The organism is Micromonospora parva (assembly GCF_000718515.1).
GTDB classification, from domain to species: Bacteria; Actinomycetota; Actinomycetes; order Mycobacteriales; family Micromonosporaceae; genus Micromonospora; species Micromonospora parva.
Genome location: NZ_JNZS01000014.1, coordinates 107297 through 124405 on the forward strand (window position 1 = coordinate 107297; position 17109 = coordinate 124405).

The following is a 17109-nucleotide window of genomic DNA, read 5'->3' on the forward strand; positions in this document are numbered from 1 at the left end:
GACCCGGGCGGCGTGTCGCCGAGCGGAGCGCGACGGGTCACCTCCCCGCACGCTCACCGGTCAACGGAAGGTCACCACATCCGGCGCACTCACGTCGATCCGGTCGGTGTCCTCGTCGAGCAGCGCGGTGGCCACCCGGGCCTTGTCAGTGCCCCGCGTCGCGTCCCCCCAGATCACCGTCCGGTCCCCCCGCAACCGCAGGCTGATCCGGGCCAGCCCCTCCACGTTCACGTCCACCAGCTCCGTGCGCAGCTGCGGCGTCAGCGCGACGAGCACCTCCAGCCCGGCCCGGGTGCCCGGGTCGTCGGCGGCCGGCCGGGCCACCGTCACCTGCGGCAGGCCGGCCGGGCGTCGCTCCACAGTCCGGAACGCCACCCCACTCCCGTCGATCATGGCGAACGCCTCCCCCTGCGGCACCACCGCCACCGCGGTCCGCTCGGTCACCCGCACCACCAGCGCGTCGGGCCAGTCCCGGGACACCGTGGCCCGCTCCACCACCGGCAGCGCGCCGACCCGTCGGGCCGCGGCGGCCAGGTCCACCCGGGCCAACGGCACCCCGTCCGGAACGCCGACCGCGTCGTGCACCTGCACCGGAGTGGCCAGCTTCGCACCCTCCACCCGCACCTCACGCACGCCGAACAGCCCGGTGCCGAGCACCGTCCAGGCGACCAGCCCGGCCAGGGCGAGCACCCCGGCGGCCACCGCCCACGGCAGCGCCGCACGCATGCGACGCTGCCGGGCACGCGCCATGAACCGGCGGGTCGACGGCGGCACCGCGTCGCGGCCCGCCCGGACCAGCTGCCACCGCCGGGCCGGACCTCGGCGCGGGGCGCCGCCGTCGGCGGCGCTGGTCCGCCCCCGGGCCGGGCCGGGACTCATCCGGCCGTCGGCGCCGAGCCGCCGGGCACGGCGGTGCCACCGAGAGCCGCACCGTCGCCACCGGACGTGGCCCCACCCGGTACCGGATCACCGATCGCCGGGGAGGTGGCCACCGGGTCGACGGTCGCGGTGGATGCCGAGCCGGCCGTACGCTCACCCAGTGCGGCCAGCAGCTCGTCGCCCATCAGCGAGATCGGCGGGGCGCCCATGGTGACCACCACGTCCCCCGAACGGGCCCGACGGGCCACCTCGACCGGGGCCTGCTCCCACGACTCCACGAAGACCTTGCGGTCGGCGGGCAGCTCCACCGCCGCGATCAGCGCCGCCGAGCCCTCGCCGGGCTGACGCAACTCACCCGGCCCGAAGACCTCCAACAGCACCACCTCGTCGGCGATGGCCAACGCCGCGGCGATCTCCGCCTGGTTGTCGCGGGTGCGGTACAGCCGGTACGGCTGGAAGACCACGATCAGCCGGCCGTCCCCGGCGACCTCGCGCAGCGTCTGCATCGCCAACGTCATCGACGTCGGGTGGTACGCGTACTCGTCGTAGACCAGCACGCCGTCCGCGACACCCTTGCGCTCGAAGCGCCGACGCACGCCGGGGAAGACCGCCAGCGCGGCCTCCGCCGCCTCCAGCGGCAACTCCAGCAGGTACGCGGTCAGCACCGCGGCGGCGCTGTTCAGCCCCATGTGCCGTCCCGGCACCGGCAGCCGGAACTCGCCCAGCGACCGTCCGTCGATGGCGGCCAGGTAGCGCACCCCCCGGGCGGAGGAGACCATCTCGGTCAACCGCAGGTCGGCGTCGTCCGCCTCGCCGTAGGTGAACACCCGCCGCCCCTCGGACCGCAGGCTCTCGGCCAGCCGTCGACCGCCCGGATCGTCGGCGCAGGTGATGATGAAACCGTTCGGGTCGGTGAGACGGGCGAACTCCACGAACGCCGCCTCCAGCGTCGCGTAGTCACCGTAGGTGTTCAGGTGGTCCGCCTCGATGTTCGTGATGATCGAGACGTACGGGCGGTAGATGAGGAACGAGCGGTCGCTCTCGTCCGCCTCGACCACGAAATGCTCGCCGGTGCCGTGGTGCGCGCCCGAGCCGACCTCGGAGATCTCCCCGCCGATCACGAAGGACGGGTCCACCCCGGCCTGCTGGAGCACCATCGTCACCATCGAGGTGGTGGTGGTCTTGCCGTGCGTGCCGGCGACGGCCACGGCGCGACGGCCGGTCATCGCCGCCGCGAGCGCCTCCGAGCGGTGCAGCACCCGCAGGCCGCGCCGACGCGCCTCGACCAGCTCCAGGTGGTCCTGGGGAATCGCCGACGAGTAGACGACGGTGTCGACCCCGTCGAGGTTGCTGGCCTCGTGGCTGAGGTGGATGGTGCCGCCGAGCGCCCGCAGGCCCGCCAGCGACGGCCACTCCCGCAGGTCGCTGCCGGAGACCCGGATGCCCCGGGTGAGCAGCAGCCGGGCCACGCCGAGCATGCCCACCCCACCCACCCCGATCAGGTGGACGGCGCCCAGGTCCTCGGCGGTGAGCGTGCCGGCCGGGGTGAACTGCGCGGTCACCGGGCCACCGCCGCCAGCACGAAGGAACGCAGGGCCTCGTCGCCGTCGCGCCGGCCGTACGACGCTGCGGCGGCACCCATCGTGTACAGCCGCTGCGGGTCACGGATGAGCGGGATGACGGTGCGCTCCAGCCAGTCCGGGGTGAGCTCCGCGTCGTCGACCAGCAGCCCTCCGCCGGCCTCCACCACCGGCAGCGCGTTGCGCCGCTGCTCCTGGTTGCTGTGCGGGTACGGCACGTAGATCGTGGGCAGCCCGATCGCGGCCACCTCGGCGACGGTCATCGCCCCGCCCCGGGCCAGCATCAGGTCGGCGGCGGCGTAGCCCAGCTCCATCTCCGACAGGTACGGCAGCGTCACGTACGGCACCGGCAGGTCGGTGGGGATCGGCACCGGCTCGTTGCGGGCACCCATCACGTGCAGCACCTGCACGCCGTTGCGGGCCAGTTCCTTGGCCGCGCCGGAGACCGCCAGGTTGATCGAGCGGGCGCCGGACGAGCCGCCGGAGACGAAGAGCACCGGCAGGTCCGGGCGGAGCCCGAAGTGGGCGCGGGCGGCGTTGCGCAGCGCGTACCGGTCCAGACCGGTGATGGCGCGGCGCAGCGGCACCCCGACCACTGTGGCGTCCCGCAACGACTCGGCCTGGCTCGGCTGGTTCGGGAAGCCGACGGCGACGTTCTTGGTGAACTTCATGCCCAGCCGGTTGGCCACGCCCGGTGGCACGTTCACCTCGTGGATCACCATGGGCAGCTCACGACGCCACGCGGCCAGGTAGGCGGGCACCGAGACGTACCCGCCGAAGCCGACGACCACCTCGGCGCGCACCTCGTCGATCACCTTGCCCGCCGCGCGGGCCGCCGTCCACATCCGGCCCGGGGTACGGACCAGGTTCATGTTGACCGACCGGGGCAGCTGGTACGCCGGGATCTGCCGCAGGTCGTAGCCCTGCGGCGGGATCAGGTCGTTCTCCATGCCCCGGGGTGTGCCGAGGCAGGTGATCCGGACGCCCGGGTCGTGTCGGCGCAGGCAGTCGGCGAAGGCGAGCAGCGGGTAGACGTGCCCCCCGGTGCCACCTCCCGCGAGCACCACCGAACGCAGCGGACCCATCAGCGTCTCCTCTCGCTCGCCGTACCCCTGCGGTTGCGGTCCTGGCGGACCCCGCGCGGCACGGCCTGGTCGTCGTGGCGCCGCTCGCGGGACCGGGGCACTGACCCTCGGCCAGCGGGCGGCGACGCCGGCCGGCGACGCCGGCCGGGAAGCGGCGGCAACGGGGCCCAGAGTAGTCGGACCCACCGGGCCGGCGGACGGGCATGCAGTGCTCTGGCCGCATCGGGTTCGGCGCGGGCGAAGGACGCCAGCATGCCGATGCCGGCCAACGTCACCACCAGGGCACTTCCGCCGTCGGAGATGAACGGCAGCGGCAGGCCGGTGATCGGCAGCAGCCCGACCACCCCACCGATATTGATCACGGCCTGGCTGACCAGCCAGGTGGTCACGGCCGTGGCGGCGAGCCGGCGGAACGGGTCGTCGACCCGTCGGGCGATCCGGAACCCGGTGTACGCGAGGACCGCGAACAGGCTGAGCACCACGGTGCAGCCGATCACGCCCAGCTCCTCGGCGATGATCGCGAAGATGAAGTCGTTGTGCGCCTCGGGCAGCCAGTCCCACTTCAGGCTGCCCTTGCCCAGCCCGACACCGAACCAGCCGCCGTGCTCGATGGCCAGCCGCCCCTGGTAGAACTGCAGGCAGTCGTTGAGTTTGCAGGTCTCCGGGTCCGGTGGGTTGAAGAACATGTCCAGCCGCGCGAGCCGGTAGTTGTCCGCGCCGCGCTCGCCGGAGCCGGCGCCCAGCGAGGCCACCGCGACGAGCAGGCCGATCCCGACCAGACCGGCCGCCGCCAGGGCGCCGAACACCCGCATCCGCACCCCCGCGGCCCAGAGCAGGCCGACGACCAGGGCCAGCAGGCAGAGCATCGTGCCCGTGTCGTTGTAACCGACCAGGACGAAGAGCAGGCCCACGATCGGGAACAGCGGGGTCGCCAGTTCGCGCCACCAGCCCAGCGCGGCGCCCTTGCGGGCGACCAGGTGCGCGCCCCAGAGCACCATCGCGAACTTGGCCAGCTCGGACGGCTGCAGCTGGATCCCGCCGATGAACAGCCAGTTCAGCCGTGCCTCGACCGGGCCGATCTGCCCTGACTCCTGCCGGGTCAGCCGGGCGTAGGCGAGCAGCAGGTTCAGCAGCAGCAACAACCCGATCGAGGTGAACAGCAGCGGCCGGCCCAGCGACCGGTAGGTGCTGGCCGGCAGGCGCTGGCAGATCCAGAAGGCGCCGATGCCGATCACCGCGAAGATGGCCTGCTTGGTCACCGAGGCCGAGGCGTTGCCGTCCTCGGCGTAGTCCTTGACGCTGGTCGCCGAGAAGACCATGGTCAGCCCGATCAGCAGCAGCAAGCCGGCGCAGGACAGCAGCAGGTAGTAGGAGGTCAGCGGTCGGTCCAGCAGGCCGCGCAGCGCGGCGAGGCCACCGGCCGCGTCGATGCCGCGCAGCGGGGTGGCCGCCACGGCCTCCGGCTCGCGTCCCGCCGGCCCGGACTCCCGGGCCGCCGCGCCGGGCTCCGGGCCGCGCGCCCCGGCGGTCACCGGTGTACGCGCCGCGCTCGGCGACCGTCGCGGCCGTCCGACAGTCCCATCCCCGGTGCCGATTTCCTCCCCCACCCCGACATCATCACCGCTGAACACGCCCCACCGCCCCACAACGCCCCACCGGGCGTGTCGAACCCGCCCCACCGCACTCCCACGACACCGCCCACCCACGTCGATCTTGCACTTTCTGTGCCGACAAAACACCCGTGAAAGGACGTTTCGTCAACCGAAACTGCAAGATCGACGGGTGAGAGGGTGGGCGGGGGCGGGGGCGGGTCAGGTCATGTTGGCGAGGAACTCGCTGTAGAACAGGCCCAGGGCGATGGCCACGCCGATGCCGGCGATGATCCAGAAGCGCACCACGATGTTGACCTCACTCCAGCCGGCCAACTCGAAGTGGTGCTGCAGAGGAGACATCCGGAACACCCGTTTACCGGTGGTCTTGAAGGAGATGATCTGGATCACCACGGACATCGTGATGATCACGAAGAGTCCGCCGATGATCGGCAGCAGCAGGATGGTGCGGGTGGACATCGCCATGCCGGCGATCAGACCGCCCAGCCCGAGCGCCCCCGTGTCACCCATGAAGATCCGGGCCGGAGAGGTGTTCCACCACAGGAAGCCCACACAGGCCCCGGCCGCCGCCCCGGCGATCAGCGCGATCTCCAACGGGTCGCGGACCTCGTAGCAGTACGGCTGGGTGTAGTTCGGGTCGGCGCACCAGTGCCGGTACTGCCAGAACGCGATCAGCGCGTACGCGGCGAGCACCATCACCGACGCGCCGGTGGCCAGACCGTCCAGACCGTCGGTGAGGTTGACGCCGTTCGTCGCCGCCATCACCACGAAGATGAAGATGATCACCGCGCCGACCTTGCTGACCTCCAGGAAGTCGATGTCCCGGATGAAGCTCAGCGTGGTGCTGCCCACCGTCTCGGTGTTGGTCGCCAGACCCGAACCGTTGGTCATCGTGCTCGGGAACCACAGCGCGATCACCCCGAAGACCGCACCGACCAGGATCTGCCCGAGCAACTTGCCGCGCTTGTTCAGCCCGGCACTGTTGCGCTTGCGCACCTTGAGGAAGTCGTCGAGGAAACCCACAGCGCCGGAGAAGACCATCAGACCCAGCAGCACCAGGGCGGTGATGGTCGGCTCCACCTGGGCGATCTGCTGGTCCGGCAGGGTGGTCAGGGCGAGGTGCCCGGCCACGTACGCGATCACCGTGGCCAGGATGAAGACCACGCCGCCCATCGTGGGCGTGCCCTTCTTGCCCTGGTGCATGGCGGGGCCGTCGGACCGGATCGGCTGACCGGCCTTGAGCCGGGTGAACACCTTGATCGCGATCGGGGTGCAGAAGAGCGAGACGAGGAAGGCCACCCCGATGGCGACGATGACCGCCCTCATCGAATCGACTCCCCGTCGGCGTCGGCGCGCAGGGCGTCGGCCACCTCCCAGGTCCGGTACCGGGAACCCTTGACCAGGACGACGTCACCCGGTCGTAGCTCGTTCCGCAGCACCTCGACGGCCGCCGCCTGATCGGTGAGCAGCACCGACTCTCCTCCCCAGTTCGCTACCGCTGTCGCGCCTTCGTGGATCGGCGCAGCCGGCTCACCCACCACGAGCAGCCGGTCGACACCCAGCTCGGCCGCGAGTCGGCCGACCTCGGCGTGGCCGTCGTACTCGAACGGGCCCAGCTCGGCCATGTAACCAAGCACCGCGACGGTACGCCGCCCCTGACCCATGCTGGCCAGAGCCCGCACCGCCACCGCCATCGAGGCCGGGTTGGCGTTGTACGAGTCGTCGATCACGGTCACCCCGTCGGGACGGTCGAAGACGTCCATCCGGCGGGTCGAGACCAACCCCAGCTCGCCCAGGGCCGTGGCCAGCTCGGCCAGCGGCATACCCAGCTCCCGGGCGACCGCCGCCGCCGCGAGCGTGTTCCCGACCTGGTGACGGCCGGCCAACCGAAGCCGCACCGGCGCGCGTCCCTCCGGCGTGACCAGGGTGTACGACGGGTGCCCCCGCTCGTCGAGCGTGACGTCCTCGGCGCGCACGTCGGCGTCGGGCGCCTCGCCGTAGCGGACCACCCGGGCCCGCGTACGGCCCGCCATCGCGTCGACCCTGGGGTCGTCGGCGTTGAGCACGGCCAGCCCGTCCGGCGGCAGCGCCTCGACCAGCTCGCCCTTGGCCTGCGCGATGGCGTCCTGCGAGCCGAACTCACCGATGTGCGAGGTGCCGACGTTGAGCACCACGGAGATCTGGGGCGGCACCAGCTCGCACAGGTACCGCACGTGCCCGACCCCGCGCGCGCCCTTCTCCATCACCAGGTAGCGGGTGTCCCGGTCGGCCTGCAGCGCGGTGTACGGGTGGCCCAGCTCGTTGTTGAACGAGCCGGGCGGTGCCACGGTGGCCCCGAGCCGGGCGGTCAGCTGACCGATCAGGTCCTTCGTGGTGGTCTTGCCGGACGAACCGGTCACGCCGATCACGGTCAGCCCGGGCAGCCGGTCCACCGCGGCGCGGGCCAGTCGACCCATCGCGGTCAGGGCGTCGTCGACGAGCACCATCGGCACCCCGGGCACCTCGCGGCTGCCGAGCACCGCCACCGCGCCGGCCTGGATCGCCGTCTGAGCGTAGTCGTGCCCGTCGACCTTCTCCCCCGGGAAGGCCACGAAGAGCGAACCGGGGCCCACCTTGCGCGAGTCGAACTCCACCGAACCGGTGACGGTGACGTCCGGGTCGGCGGACACCAGCCGACCGTCGACAGCGGCGGCCACCTCGGCCAGGCTCAGCGCGATCACCGCTGGCCCGCCAGGTCCCCGAAGCGGGCCCGCAGGGCCTCGGCCAACTCGGTGCTGTCGTCGAACGGAAACACCTCGCCCGCCACCTCCTGGCCACGCTCGTGTCCCTTGCCGAGCAGCGCGATCACGTCGCCCGGCTCGGCCAGCCGGACCGCCTCGTCGATCGCGGCACGGCGGCCCGCCACCTCGATGATCCGGGCGGACGTGCCGGCCCGGTACGCCCCGGCGAGCACCTCGGCGCGGATCTCCCCCGGGTCCTCGGTACGCGGATTGTCGTCGGTCACCAGCACCACGTCGGCTCCCTCCGCCGCGGCGGCACCCATCACCGGCCGCTTGCCCCGGTCCCGGTCCCCGCCGGCGCCGATCACACAGATCAGCCGGCCGGCGCTCAACTCGCGCAACGCGGCCAGTGCGGCCACTATCGCGTCCGACTTGTGGGCGTAGTCGACCACCCCGCGCACCGGCGCGGCCACGTCGACAAGCTCCAGCCGGCCCGGGACGCCACCGCAGGCGGCCACACCGGCCGCGGCGGTCACCGGGTCGACCCCGGCGCCGACCAGCGCGGCGATGGCCAGCAGCGCGTTGGCCACGTTGTGTCGACCGGGCAGCGCGACACCGGCGGAGAGGGCCACCCCGTCCGGGCCGTGCGCGGTGAACCGCTGTGCGTACCCCTCGCCGCCCACCCCGTCGGCCCACCAGGTCGCACCCTGGTCACCGGCCGCCGAATAGGTGACGGTGCCCGGCTTGAGCAGCGGCTTCAACGCCGGGTCGTCGTGGTTGAGCACCTCGACGGCGCAGCGCCCGTCGAAGAGCTGGGCCTTCGCGGCGAAGTAGTCGTCGCTGTCGGCGTGGAAGTCCAGGTGGTCCGAGCCGAAGTTGGTGTAGCCCCCGACAGCGAACCGCACCCCGCCCACCCGGCCCATGGCCAGGGCGTGGCTGGAGACCTCCATGACCACGGCGGTGACCCCACGCTCGCGCGCGGTGGCCAGCATGGCGTGCAGGTCGGTCGCCTCGGGGGTGGTGCGCACACTGTCGATCACCAGGTCACCGAGCCGGGTCTCCACCGTGCCGACCAGCCCGGTGGTGTGCCCGGCGGCCCGCAGCCCCGACTCGATCAGGTACGCGGTGGACGTCTTGCCGGCGGTGCCGGTCACCCCGATCACGGTGAGACCGGCGGTCGGATCGCCGTACACGGCCGAGGCCAGTTCGCCGAGCACGGCGCGCGGGTCGGGCACCACCAGGGCGGGCAGACCACTCTGCGCCGCCAGCTCCGCGCCCGCCGGGTCGGTCAGCACCGCCACGGCACCCGCCTCGGCGGCACCGGTGGCGAACTCCGCACCGTGCCGGCGGGCACCGGGCAGCGCCGCGTACAGGTCGCCGGAGCGGACCTCCTGGCTGGCGTGGGTGACCCCGGTGACGACCACCGCGGCGGCGTCCGCCGGGAGGTCGACGGCGAGCCGGATGGCGAGATCACCGAGCCGAACTCCGGTCACGGTACGTGGACGTGGATTGCCGGGCACGGCGTCAGACCCTACCCGGTCGTCCGGTTCCGGCCGCACAGCCGCCCCGGTGGTTCGTCGGCACTCACCGATGATGTCCCGCCATTGCTGCTCAGCGCGGATAGACCACAAACTTGGGCGCGGATCCGGCGGCGGAAGGTGGCACCCGGTAGTGACGCAGAGTGAACTGCATCATGTCCCGGAACGCCGGCCCGGCGACCGCCGCGCCCCCGTTGTTGGGTGCGTACACGAAGACCGAGATCACGTACCGGGGGTTCTCGGCGGGAGCCATCCCGATGAAGGAGGACACCTCACCGGGCTGCTTCTTGCCGTTCACCAGCCGCCACCCGGTTCCGGTCTTGCCGGCGACCCGGTAACCGGGGACGGCGGCGGTCAGACCGGTGGCGCGGTCGACGGTGGTGACCGCCTCCAGCATGGTGCGCAGGGCCGCCGCGTTCTGTGGGCTGAGCACCGAGCGGGTCACCGGGGCCGGCGCGGGGGTGCGCTTGCCGTCCGGGCCGATCACCTCCTTGACCAGGTGCGGCTGCACGTACGTGCCGTTGTTGGCGATGGCGGCGTACGCGGCGGTCATCTGCAGCGGCGTGGCGTCGACGCTGTGCCCGATCGGCACCGACCCGTACGACGACCCGCTCCACTCATCGGCCGGCAACAGGCGCCCGCTGGCCTCCCCGGGCATCCCCTCACCGGTGGGCTTACCCAGCCCGAACCGCTTCTGGTAGTCGATCAGCCGGTCCCGGCCGAGCCGGTCGGCGACAGTGATGGCGCCGACGTTGGACGAGTAGGCGAGCATGCCCGGGATGCTCATCCGCTTGCCGTCGGCCGGGTGCGTGTCGGGGAACCAGGTGTCGCCCATCTTGATGGCGTTGGCGACGGGGAACGTGGTGTCCGGGGTGATCACCCCCTCCTGCAGCGCCGCGCCGTAGGTGATCGCCTTGTGCACCGAGCCCGGGTCGACCACGAAGCTGGTCGCGGCGTCCTCCCGGGCGACCGGGTCGCTGGGGAGCGGCTTCGCCGCGTCGTAGGTGGGGTTGCTGGCCTGGGCCAGCACCGCGCCGGAGGGAATCTCCATGATCACGGCGGCGCCGGTGCCGCCCGGCACCTTGGCCATGCCCGCGCTGAGGATCTGCTGGGTGCGGAACTGCAGGTCACGGACGATGGTGAGGCTCAGGGAGCTGCCCGGCTTGGCGGGAGTGGTCCGGCTGTAGCCGCCCGGGATCGGCGCTCCGAGGTCGCCGAGGCCGGCCTCGTACACCCGCTTGCCGTCCTGCCCGGCGAGCACGTCGTCGTAGCGGGCCTCCAGCCCTTCCAGGCCGTCCATGTCCTGGCTGGTGAAGCCGATCAGGTTGGCCGCCAGGTCACCGCCGGGCACGTCGCGACGTTCGTCGCGGTGCACCCCGATACCGGGCAGCTCCAGCGCCTGCACCCGCTTGGCGGTCGGGATCTCCACACCCCGCGCCAGGTAGGCGAACGTGGACGCGATGCCGTTCTCCAGCTTGCGCGGCCTCATCAGCTCCATCAGCTTCGACACCGGGATGCCGAGCAGCGGCGAGAGCGCCTTCGCGGTGCCGGCGGAGTCTTCGACCTTGGTCGGGTCGGCGTACACGTACCGCGCCTCGACGCTGCGGGCCAGCGGCGCGCCGGTGCTGTCGTAGATCGCGCCGCGCGGCGCCGGCAGCTCGACGGTGCGGGTCCGGTCGGTGACGCCGCCCCCGGCGTAGGCCGGGGCGTCGACCGCCTGGAGGAAGATCAACCGGATCCCGATGACGGCGAACAGGGTCAGCGCGAGCACGGTGCCCAGCCGCAGCCGCAGCCGCGAGTCGGCGAGCTTCGGTGGGCGTCGCGGCTTGCGGGACGGCCGCCGGGCCGCCGGTCGGTCGGTGCGACGCGGCGCGCGTGGCGTGGTGCGGCGACGCGGCGGCGGCTCGTCCCCACCGGGACCCCGTGGGGTACGCGGCACGACGGTCCGCACCACCCCACCGCGTCCGGCGGCCGGAGCGTCGCGCCGGCCGGAACGGGCGGCGGCCCGGCCGCCGTCGAGCACCTGCAACGCCGGCCGGAACGGGTCACCGGAGCGGGTGCTGCGCGGCGTACGCCGCTGCTCGGCACCCTGGCCACGGGTCGGCGTGCCGCGCTCCTCGCGGACCGTGCGACCCCTCGGGGTGTACGCGCGCGCGCCGGAGATGCCCCCGATGCCCGGCTCGCCGGTGCGCGGCTCGCCGTCGACGGGCTTGGCATCACGTGCAGAACCGCGCCGGGACCCCGTAGGGTCCCGGCGCGGCTCGTCCGACCTTGGTGGCACCGGTCAGCCTCCCGCACCCTGGCTGGTCACCGACGGCTGGCCGTTGGCCGGCTGCGGCACCTCGAGGGTCTTGCCGTCCGGCAGCCGGATGTAGCCGGGCTCGCCGGCGTCGACCAGACCCAGCCGCCGCGCCTCGGCGGTCAGGTTGCCCGGCGCCTCGGCCTCGGCGATCTGCTTGTCCAGCTGCTGCTTCTCCAGGTCCAGTCGAGCCTGCTGCTGCTGCAACCGCTCCAACCGGAACGCGTTCTCATTGATCTTGGTGTTGACCGCCAGGATGCCCAGCACCCCGCCGACCACCAGCACCACGATCAGCGCCGCGAACGGCGCACGCGGCACCGAGATCGGCGGCGGCGGCGCCACCCGCAACCGGGGCGGGCGGGCGACGGTCGCACTGCCGGCCTTCTCGACCGGACGCAGCGCGGCGGTGCCCTGAGTCGGGAACTCGCGCGCCCCCCGGGCGCGAGTCTCCCCCTGCCGGTTCACTCGATCGATGCGTGGCGTACCGTTTCCGAGGCGTGGAGCCCGCTCCGCCGCGATCCGGCCCCCCGACCGCGGTGCGCGCTGCCCGCCGCCGGTGACGTCCCGGCGGTCGCGCTTGTCAATGCTCATGTCCCTCCCCCTCAACATCCGTCCCTCTAGCCGTCCCGGTGCCCCTGACCCCCCACGGATCAGGCGGACCCCGTGCCCGGTTGGTGCATTCCCTTCACCCGTCGGCGGGACCGTTCGCGGTCGGTCCGCCCAAGCTCTGTCGCGTTCGGGTCGAGTCGCTCCGCGGCCCGCAGCCGCACCGAGGCGGCCCGCGGGTTCGCGGCGACCTCCGCCTCCCCGGGCAGTTCGGCGCCCCGGCTGAGCAGCCGGAACGTCGGACCGGACCCGGGAAGCTCGACCGGGAGGTCAATCGGGCCCTTACTGCGGACCCGGTCCGTGAGGGCCGCCTTGGTGAGCCTGTCCTCCAGCGAGTGGTAGGACAGGACCACCATGCGACCGCCCACGGTCAGTGCGTCGAGTGCGGATGGCAACGCTGTCTCCAGCGCTGCCAGCTCTCTGTTTACCTCGATCCGTAAAGCCTGAAACGTTCTCTTTGCCGGGTGACCGCCCGTTCGTCGGGCTGGCGCCGGAATGGAGTCCCGAACCAGCTCCGCCAGCAGCGCGGACGAGGTGATCCGGGCCCGCTCCCGCTGCCGGATGATCGCCGAGGCGATCCGACCGGCGAACTTCTCCTCGCCGTAGACCCGCAGCACCCGGGCCAGATCCGGATGCGCGTACGTGTTGACCACCTCCTCGGCGGTCACCCCCCGGGTCTGGTCCATCCGCATGTCCAGCGGCGCGTCCTGGGCGTACGCGAACCCGCGGTCGGGCGCGTCCAACTGCAACGACGAGACACCCAGGTCGAACAGGATGCCGTCGATGGCCGGATAGCCCAGCCGCTCCAGCACGTCCGGCAACTCGTCGTAGACGGCGTGCTCCAGGTGCACCCGATCGGCGAACCGGGCCAACCGGACCCGCGCGTGAGCGAGCGCCTCGGTGTCCCGGTCGAGCCCGATCAGGACCGTCTCCGGATGCGCCTCGAGCACCGCCTCCGCGTGCCCGGCCAGGCCGAGCGTCGCGTCGACGTAGACCGTCCGGCCGCCTCGACCCAGCGCGGGGGCCAGCAGCTCGAGGCACCGCTCGAGCAGCACCGGCACGTGCGTGCCGCGCAACTCCCCCATGTTGACCCCCACTGGTTGAAACGTCCGTTCTTGTCGTGCGCCTGTCGTCGGACGGCGCTGCCGTCGTACCGCCAGATCCCCATCCGCTCCCGCCTGACACCGGACCGTCGCCCAGTGACTGGATCGTGCGCCTGGCACCGGGGAAGTGATGCCAGGAACTCGAAAGCGGCTGGAGATCTCGCAGTACGTCGGGCGCCGTTACCGCCCTACAGACCGCCGGGCAGCACCCCCTCCTCGATGTCGGCGAAGTCGTCTTCGCTCTCGGCGAGGTAGGTCTCCCAGGCGACCTTGTCCCAGATCTCCACCCGCGTGCTCGCGCCGATCACCACCAGCTCGCGGTTGAGTGCGGCGTAGGCGCGCAGGTGGGCCGGAATGGTCACCCGACCCTGCTTGTCCGGAACCTCGTCGTGCGCACTGGCGAAGAAGACCCGGCTGTAGGCCCGGGCCGCCTTGTGTGTCATCGGCTGTGCGCGCAACTGCTCCGCGATCCGCTGGAACTCAGGAGTCGGGAAGACGTAGAGGCAGCGCTCCTGCCCTTTGGTGACCACGACACCCCCCGCCAGCTCATCCCGGAACTTCGCCGGAAGGATCAACCGGCCCTTTTCGTCCAGGCGCGGAGTGTGGGTGCCGAGAAACATCGGCCCAACCCCCTCGCCCTTGAGCGGCGTTCGCGGCGCCGCTGACCCCCCGGGCCGGTGAGCCCTCCCGGCCTCACCATTGGTCCCCACTCTACTCCACTTCCCTCCACCCGCAACCAAATTCACCCGCGCGGCGCGCCTTACTCGGGGGCAAAACCGCACGTCACGAGGGGTGGAGCGGAGTGGAGGGCGCCGGCCGCCCCTCGGCGTGGTCCGCTTTCCGACATAGATCGACTCCGTCCGGGGGACGCCGACCCGGCCGCCCGCGCAGCCACCACGGCCGAACGGTTCACCGTCGGCGGCGATCTGGTGGGGCCAGCGGTCCGGTAACCTCGCTCGCGTGACGGACGCGAAAATGCCCCTACGGGCCAAGGTGGCCAGCTCCGTGTCACGGACCGCCGCGGCGCTCTCCCGGGCGGCTGGCCGTGGCGACGGTTCGGTGATCGGCGGGTGGATCGGCCTGAAGATCGACCCGGACCTGCTGGCCCACCTGTCGGCCGGGCGCGCGATCGCGCTCGTCTCCGGCACCAACGGCAAGACCACCACCACCCGGTTGACCTCCGCCGCGGTCGGCGTGCTCGGCCGGGTCGCCACCAACTCGTTCGGCGCCAACATGCCTAGCGGGCACACCTCGGCGCTGGCCAAGGCCGGCAGCACCCCGTACGCGGTGCTGGAGGTCGACGAGCACTATCTGGCCCAGGTGCTGGAGGCGACCGAGCCACACGTGGTCGCGCTGCTGAACCTCTCCCGCGACCAGCTCGACCGCGCCAAGGAGGTCGCCATGATGGCGCAGCTCTGGCGCGCGGCGCTGGTCCGGCACACCGACGTACGGGTGGTGGCCAACGCCGACGACCCGCTGGTGGTGTGGGCCGCCACCCCGCCCGGCGACCCCGCCCGGGGCATCAAGCCGCCGCACGTGACGTGGTTCAGCGCCGGCCAGCGCTGGCACGACGACTCCTGGGTCTGCCCGGAGTGCGGCTCGACGATCCAGCGCTCCGGCGAGCAGTGGTGGTGCACCGGCTGCCCGCTACGGCGACCGGAGCCGCACTGGGTCGTCGAGGACGAGGGCGTGCTCGACCCCAGCGGCGCCTGGCACAAGGTCTCCCTCCAGCTGCCCGGCAAGGTCAACCTCGGCAACGCGGCGACGGCGCTGGCGGTGGCGGCCGAGTTCGGCGTCCGCCCGGTCGACGCGGTGTCCCGCCTCGGCATCGTCACCTCGGTCGCCGGCCGCTACGCGCAGGTCGACAAGGACGGGCGCAACATCCGGCTGCTGCTGGCCAAGAACCCGGCCAGCTGGCTGGAGGCGTTCGACATGGCCGACGAAGCGCCGACCCTGCTCTCCATCAACGCGCGCGACCCCGACGGCATGGACACCTCCTGGCTCTACGACGTCGACTTCGCCCCGCTCCGGGGCCGGCAGGTGCTGATCACCGGCGACCGGGCGTACGACCTGGCGGTGCGGCTGGACGTCAACGACGTCCCGTTCCAGCACGTCCGGACGTTCGACGACGCGCTCCGGGCGGTCCCGCCCGGGCGGCTGGAGGTCATCGCGAACTACACCGCGTTCCAGGACATCCGAGCGGAGTTGGACCGTGTCATCTGAGAGTCTGCGCATCGTCTGGATCTACCCCGACCTGCTCTCCACCTACGGAGACCGGGGCAACGCCCTGATCCTCGCCCGTCGGGCCCGTCAGCGCGGGATGCCGGTCGAGGTGCTGGAGGTCCGCTCGGATGAGCGGCTGCCCGCGACCGCCGACATCTACCTGGTCGGCGGCGGCGAGGACGGCCCGCAGGCGCTGGGCGCCCAGCGGCTGCTCGCCGACGGCGGCCTGCACCGCGCTGTCGCCCAGGGCTCGGTCGTGTTCGGCGTCTGCGCCGGCTACCAACTGCTCGGCACGTCGTTTTTCGCCAAGGGCGTGCAGTGCCGCGGGCTGGAGCTGCTCGACCTGCAGTCCGACCGGGGTGAGACCCGGGCCGTGGGCGAGCTGGCCGGCGAGATCGACCCCCGGCTGGGCCTGCCCCCGCTCACCGGCTTCGAGAACCACGGCGGTCGCACCCACCTCGGTCCGGAGGTCTCGCCGTTGGCCCGGGTCACCGCCGGGGTGGGCAACGACGGCGCCACCGAGGGCGCGTGGCGCGGCAAGCTCCTGGGCACCTACTCGCACGGCCCGGCGCTGGCTCGCAACCCGGCCCTGGCCGACCTGTTGCTGCGCTGGGCCACCGGGGCGCACCAGCTCCCGCCGTTGGACGACACCTGGTCGGACCGGCTCCGCAACGAGCGCCGCTCCGCGGTGGCCGCCGCCCGGGCATGATCCGCGCCGTCCGGCGGCTGCTCCGGCAGCCGTCGGCCGTCCGGTTCGCCCTGCTCGTGCTGCTGATCGGCGCCTGCGGGTTACTGCTGCTGCTGGTGCCCCACCCGGATCCGGAGCAGCTGCCGCTGGTCGCCGACCGGCTGGGCGACCTGGCCCCGGTGGCGGCGATCCTCGGGGGCGCGCTGCTGCTGGTGGCGCTGGTGCCCCGGACCTTCATCACGCTCGCCGCGGGCGCGATCTTCGGCCCCCTGGAGGGTGCCGGGTACGCACTGGGCGCCGCGCTGCTGGCCGCGGCGATCGGGTTCACCGTCGGCCGGTTGCTCGGTCGGGAGTTCGTCGCCGAACGGGTCCGCGGTCGACTGGCCCGCCTCGACCGCTGGTTCGCCCGGCAGAGCGTGCTCGGGGTGGTCACCGTCCGGCTGCTGCCGATCGCCGGCTTCGGGCTGGTCAGCTACGGCTACGGCACGACCGGCGCCCGGGTGCTGCCGTTCCTGGCCGGCAGCGTGATCGCGTCCGCGCCGACAGCCTTCGGCTACGCGGCGATCGGTGCGGCGGTCAGCTCCCCGGGCGAGGTCAACTGGTACGCCGCCGCCCCGGCCAGCCTGGGCCTGATCGCCAGCCTGGTGCTCATCCACCAGTGGTGGCGCGCCGAACGCCGCCGCCGCGCCACCCAACCCTGACCCCGCCCCACCCCCAGCCCCGCCGATCTTGCAGTTTCTGTCCCGACAAACCGTGCTGCGACGGGCGAAACGACATC

Annotated in this window: 13 protein-coding genes and 1 pseudogene; 3 read left to right on the forward strand and 11 right to left on the reverse strand. The window is 72.7% G+C overall.

Annotation, left to right across the window (positions count from 1 at the left end):
• Nucleotides 1-60: 60 nt before the first annotated feature.
• From IF22_RS0120830 to mraZ, 11 genes and pseudogenes are all read right to left on the reverse strand, one after another.
• Entirely contained in the window at nucleotides 61-879 is an 819-nt protein-coding gene (locus tag IF22_RS0120830) for a cell division protein FtsQ/DivIB (RefSeq protein WP_030334511.1), read from the reverse strand.
• Complete coding sequence (gene murC, locus IF22_RS0120835; RefSeq protein ID WP_030334512.1) at nucleotides 876-2441, reverse strand: UDP-N-acetylmuramate--L-alanine ligase; 1566 nt, start codon at nucleotides 2439-2441, stop codon at nucleotides 876-878. The genes IF22_RS0120830 and murC overlap by 4 nt, the downstream gene beginning before the upstream one ends.
• Entirely contained in the window at nucleotides 2438-3544 is a 1107-nt protein-coding gene (gene murG / locus IF22_RS0120840) for an undecaprenyldiphospho-muramoylpentapeptide beta-N-acetylglucosaminyltransferase (RefSeq protein WP_030334514.1), read from the reverse strand. The genes murC and murG overlap by 4 nt, the downstream gene beginning before the upstream one ends.
• Entirely contained in the window at nucleotides 3544-4998 is a 1455-nt protein-coding gene (locus tag IF22_RS0120845) for an FtsW/RodA/SpoVE family cell cycle protein (RefSeq protein ID WP_030334516.1), read from the reverse strand. The genes murG and IF22_RS0120845 overlap by 1 nt, the downstream gene beginning before the upstream one ends.
• A 357-nt stretch (nucleotides 4999-5355) precedes the next feature.
• The gene (mraY, locus tag IF22_RS0120850) at nucleotides 5356-6480 is read right to left on the reverse strand and encodes a phospho-N-acetylmuramoyl-pentapeptide-transferase (RefSeq protein ID WP_030334519.1); all 1125 of its coding nucleotides are present in this window, start codon (nucleotides 6478-6480) and stop codon (nucleotides 5356-5358) included.
• Nucleotides 6477-7874 carry a UDP-N-acetylmuramoyl-tripeptide--D-alanyl-D-alanine ligase gene (locus IF22_RS0120855; protein WP_030334521.1) on the reverse strand — a complete coding sequence of 466 codons (1398 nt, stop codon included), beginning with the start codon at nucleotides 7872-7874 and terminating at the stop codon, nucleotides 6477-6479. Before IF22_RS0120855 ends, mraY begins: the two co-directional genes overlap by 4 nt.
• A complete protein-coding gene (locus IF22_RS0120860; RefSeq protein WP_030334523.1) occupies nucleotides 7871-9433 on the reverse strand; it encodes a UDP-N-acetylmuramoyl-L-alanyl-D-glutamate--2,6-diaminopimelate ligase in 1563 nt (520 codons plus the stop codon). The genes IF22_RS0120855 and IF22_RS0120860 overlap by 4 nt, the downstream gene beginning before the upstream one ends.
• Nucleotides 9434-9485: 52 nt before the next feature.
• Nucleotides 9486-11693: a peptidoglycan D,D-transpeptidase FtsI family protein gene (locus IF22_RS0120865; RefSeq protein WP_030334525.1), complete on the reverse strand. Its 2208-nt coding sequence runs from the start codon at nucleotides 11691-11693 to the stop codon at nucleotides 9486-9488.
• 3 nt (nucleotides 11694-11696) lie between these two features.
• On the reverse strand, nucleotides 11697-12302 hold the full coding sequence (gene ftsL, locus IF22_RS0120870; RefSeq protein ID WP_030334527.1) for a cell division protein FtsL: 606 nt from the start codon (nucleotides 12300-12302) through the stop codon (nucleotides 11697-11699).
• Nucleotides 12292-13402 (reverse strand): annotated as a pseudogene (gene rsmH, locus IF22_RS33225) (16S rRNA (cytosine(1402)-N(4))-methyltransferase RsmH). The gene ftsL and the pseudogene rsmH overlap by 11 nt, the downstream one beginning before the upstream one ends.
• 206 nt (nucleotides 13403-13608) lie before the next feature.
• Nucleotides 13609-14040, reverse strand: a complete 432-nt coding sequence (gene mraZ / locus IF22_RS0120880) for a division/cell wall cluster transcriptional repressor MraZ (RefSeq protein ID WP_030334529.1) — start codon at nucleotides 14038-14040, stop codon at nucleotides 13609-13611.
• A gap of 355 nt (nucleotides 14041-14395) precedes the next feature.
• Here mraZ and IF22_RS0120885 point away from each other — a divergent pair, with 355 nt between their 5' ends.
• Genes IF22_RS0120885 through IF22_RS0120895 form a run of 3 tightly spaced genes read left to right on the forward strand, consistent with a single transcriptional unit; the run spans nucleotide 14396 to nucleotide 17032 of the window.
• Nucleotides 14396-15643 (forward strand): MurT ligase domain-containing protein, encoded by a 1248-nt coding sequence (locus IF22_RS0120885; protein WP_030334532.1) that lies wholly within the window; start codon nucleotides 14396-14398, stop codon nucleotides 15641-15643.
• Complete coding sequence (locus IF22_RS0120890) at nucleotides 15633-16352, forward strand: type 1 glutamine amidotransferase (RefSeq protein WP_030334533.1); 720 nt, start codon at nucleotides 15633-15635, stop codon at nucleotides 16350-16352. Before IF22_RS0120885 ends, IF22_RS0120890 begins: the two co-directional genes overlap by 11 nt.
• Nucleotides 16349-17032: a TVP38/TMEM64 family protein gene (locus IF22_RS0120895; RefSeq protein WP_036411969.1), complete on the forward strand. Its 684-nt coding sequence runs from the start codon at nucleotides 16349-16351 to the stop codon at nucleotides 17030-17032. Before IF22_RS0120890 ends, IF22_RS0120895 begins: the two co-directional genes overlap by 4 nt.
• The last annotated feature ends 77 nt before the right edge of the window (nucleotides 17033-17109 follow it).

What these genes read in the sequence shown, in the direction of transcription:
- IF22_RS0120830 (WP_030334511.1), bottom strand. Translation starts at nt 879, where the DNA reads ATGAGTCCCGGCCCGGCCCGGGGGCGGACCAGCGCCGCCGACGGCGGC.
- murG (WP_030334514.1), bottom strand. Translation starts at nt 3,544, where the DNA reads ATGGGTCCGCTGCGTTCGGTGGTGCTCGCGGGAGGTGGCACCGGGGGG.
- mraY (WP_030334519.1), bottom strand. Translation starts at nt 6,480, where the DNA reads ATGAGGGCGGTCATCGTCGCCATCGGGGTGGCCTTCCTCGTCTCGCTC.
- ftsL (WP_030334527.1), bottom strand. Translation starts at nt 12,302, where the DNA reads ATGAGCATTGACAAGCGCGACCGCCGGGACGTCACCGGCGGCGGGCAG.
- mraZ (WP_030334529.1), bottom strand. Translation starts at nt 14,040, where the DNA reads ATGTTTCTCGGCACCCACACTCCGCGCCTGGACGAAAAGGGCCGGTTG.
- IF22_RS0120885 (WP_030334532.1), top strand. Translation starts at nt 14,396, where the DNA reads ATGCCCCTACGGGCCAAGGTGGCCAGCTCCGTGTCACGGACCGCCGCG.
- IF22_RS0120895 (WP_036411969.1), top strand. Translation starts at nt 16,349, where the DNA reads ATGATCCGCGCCGTCCGGCGGCTGCTCCGGCAGCCGTCGGCCGTCCGG.